This is a genomic window from Streptomyces sp. NPDC059037 (genome assembly GCF_042740015.1).
Lineage (GTDB): Bacteria > Actinomycetota > Actinomycetes > Streptomycetales > Streptomycetaceae > Streptomyces.
On record NZ_JBHYIG010000467.1, the window covers coordinates 1 to 2,908 of the forward strand.

At 69.9% G+C, this 2,908-nt stretch carries 3 protein-coding genes; 1 reads left to right on the forward strand and 2 read right to left on the reverse strand.

Features of this window, described 5'->3' with window-relative positions; all coding sequences use genetic code 11:
• Nucleotides 1-767 precede the first annotated feature (767 nt).
• Both ACFWY6_RS44640 and ACFWY6_RS44645 read right to left on the reverse strand, forming a co-directional pair.
• Nucleotides 768-1,049: a hypothetical protein gene (locus ACFWY6_RS44640; RefSeq protein ID WP_384703432.1), complete on the reverse strand. Its 282-nt coding sequence runs from the start codon at nucleotides 1,047-1,049 to the stop codon at nucleotides 768-770.
• A 74-nt stretch (nucleotides 1,050-1,123) separates the two neighbouring features.
• Nucleotides 1,124-1,801 carry a hypothetical protein gene (locus ACFWY6_RS44645; RefSeq protein ID WP_384703435.1) on the reverse strand — a complete coding sequence of 226 codons (678 nt, stop codon included), beginning with the start codon at nucleotides 1,799-1,801 and terminating at the stop codon, nucleotides 1,124-1,126.
• A 500-nt stretch (nucleotides 1,802-2,301) separates the two neighbouring features.
• On the opposite strand from ACFWY6_RS44645, the gene ACFWY6_RS44650 reads away from it, so the two are divergent.
• Complete coding sequence (locus ACFWY6_RS44650) at nucleotides 2,302-2,802, forward strand: hypothetical protein (RefSeq protein WP_384703438.1); 501 nt, start codon at nucleotides 2,302-2,304, stop codon at nucleotides 2,800-2,802.
• Nucleotides 2,803-2,908: the final 106 nt, after the last annotated feature.

Below are 2,908 nucleotides of genomic sequence, written 5' to 3' on the forward strand. Positions count from 1 at the left end.
CACCCACCCACGCGAGTGCGTTCGCACACGACAGAGCGACGGGCCCCGCGCGCGCCTCATCGCGCCCCCCCGCCGGGGGGGGGGGGCCCCCCCCCCACGATTCTCAGTGCGTTCTGTGAGCGTGCGTTCTGTGAGCCTTCGGGCGGGACTACGTTGGCGGGGATGCTGCCGAGCTTGGCCCGGGCATCCTCGACGTGGCGGTTCTGGGTGCGGATGATGCCCAGCCGCTCCAACCGTCTTCCACGACGGCGAGTCGCTCACCGGGGGCCCTGGCCCCGGGCGGCGGCGGATCACGCCAGGTCGGGATGGTCGTGCCGGTGATCCGGCGCGCCGTGCTCGACGACAGCGTTCTCGGTCGTCTCCTGGAGTGCGTCGACCGAGGCGTGCACCGTCTGGGCGTCCATCACGATCGCGGACGGGTCCTCGTGACGGCCCCTCGGCTCGCGGACCTGACGGCGCAGCAGGTCGTGGATGGCCTGATCGGTGCCGTCATCGCGCCACTTGCCGAAGTAGGGGCGCTCGGCCAGGCGGCCACCTCACACCAGCCGCGTTGGAAAGAGACCTGCCGCCCGTGACCGGGCCGGGCGGCAGTCGGACCTCTCATTACGTCTCCACGGCACCTCTCGGGCCCGGTGACACCACCCCAGGCCATCCGATCGGCAGGGGGAGCAGCCATATGCCGGGCCCGGAGGTCAGCGGCCCTCTCGCAGGACCGCAAGGAACATGAAGAGGGGAGGGCCTTGGGGAGGAGCGTGTAGCGCGGCTGGTCAGAACGCCTGGCTGTTGCAGCCCATGTCCGAACCGAGGTGGGTGTCCTGTGCGCCCGGGTTGCCCTCGCCGTTGAGCGCGTTGGCCAGCACGCCGTTGAGAGCGCCGACGCTGCCGAGCAGGTCGATGTTCATGTCGTGCGAGCGACACTCGATGCCCTGCGTGACGTCGAAACCGTCGTGTGCCCCCGCCTCGCCGTGTGCGACGGCGGTGCCGGCGCCGAAGGAACCTACACCGCCGAGGACGGCGCCCACGATGACGGCCTTCTGAAGCATGCGCATTCTTTCTCCATTGGTCGAGCGGATGTGATCTGCAGCAGATCGAGTTGGGAGGGTGGACAACTGCGGGGAGGCCATCAGCCGAGTCGGGGCAGACCGAGTTGGCCAACGGGAGGCGCCGCGACCTGCCCGAGGCCGAGCGGGGATACCTGCGGTGCGCCGGGCGCGACCAGCGGATTGATGATCGGGTTCACCTCCGGGTTCACCTGCGGGTTCACCTGCGGGGCGACACGCGGCGCGGGCTCCGGCTGGAAGGCCTGGGGCAGGGCGACCTGCGGGGCTACCTGCGGCATGACCTGCGGCGACGTCTGCGGGTTGACCTGCGGCGCGGGCTGCGGGGCGGCCTGCGGCAGGACCGGCGCCGACTGCTGCTGAGGGGCTGCCTGCTGCGCGGCGTACGGCGAGCCGGAGGCATGTGCAGTGCCACTCGACACGGCCGAGGCGGAGGCGTAACCGCTCTGCTGCGGGGCGGGTGCGGGGGCTGGCGCCTGGGGCGGCTGCCACTGCGGGGCGGGTGCGGGGGCCGGCGCCTGGGGCGCTTGCCACTGCGGGGCAGGCGCGGGGGCCGGCGCCTGGGGCGGCTGCCACTGCGGGGCAGGCGCAGGGGCTGCCGCCTGGGGCGCCGGGTAATCAGGAGCGGGCGCCGGAGCACCGCTGTACCCGACGGGAGAGTCGGCATGGCTGACGCCGGCGCCGATGGCGGACAGACCGCCGGCCGCTGCTGCGACGAGCACGACCTTGTGAAGCTTTCGCATGGAACCCTCGGCCCTTCAATACCTGTGCAGGGAAATCCGTTGTATTTGAGTGCAGCCCTGCGTGCGCCCAGCCTGATGTTCGACTTGCGCCTCAACAGGGGCAATCCTGGGCTGTCACGTGGACTTCACGCCGGAGCCGACAGAGTCTCTCTGCTGGATTCGTGATCGCTGCCCTCTCCCAGTTGGCAACGACATTTACTCCGGCTCGGTCACGGGACCCAAAACTCCGTCACCCGTTTGCGATCGATCGGATTAACGGCTTTGTTCCCGTCCGATGTGACCCCGGCTGACCGGCGTTCCGCTGATGGTTCACATCCTGCGGCAAATGGGTGACCACACCCCGGCTCCCGTGACTGGGCCCGTACTGTTCTCGTTCCCCACTCGGTTAGAACGATGGTCCATCCACAGCCGCACGAGGCAGCAAGAACAGCAACAACTGCACTGGCTCATCAGCATTTCAGTACGTTCCAAACACAGGTCAATGAAGGGCCGAGGGTTCCATGCGCAAGTTTCAACAGGTCGCGCTCGTCGTCGCAGCTGCCAGCGGTCTGTCCGCCATCGGTGCCGGTTCCGCCATCGGCGCCACTCCCGTCGCATACAACGGTGCCGTTCCGCCCCCCGCTACGCAGCCGGACGCCCAGGCCGCCTCGATGACCAACTCGCAGGCCAGTGTGCAGAGTTCCGGCTCATCGGCCCCGCAGCAGCAGGCGGCGGCGCAGCGGCCCGCTGAGGTCAGCCCCCAGGTCAGCCCCCAGCTGAACCCCCAGATCAGCCCGGAGGTCTCCTCGCAGCCGGCCTCACAGCCGCCCCATGCGTATGGGCACGGGCAGGCCGATGCGCTGAACCAGCACAACCTCTTCCGCCCGTACCAGGAGTGCAGCCCGCAGTCCCTGCTCGACGCGAATCTCCCGGTCGCCCTGCTCGCCGCCGCCGAGACCCGGGGCGTCGACTGCACCCAGGCCAACAGCCAGGCGAACGCCGCCGCGAACGCCCACAGCTAGGGCAGCCGGACGGCCGGACAGCAACGCCCAGAACGGGCCCTCCGGGGAGGGTAGAGACCGAAAGGCGCGGGCCGGTGCGGTGCGGCTTGAGGGTGAGTGACGCGCA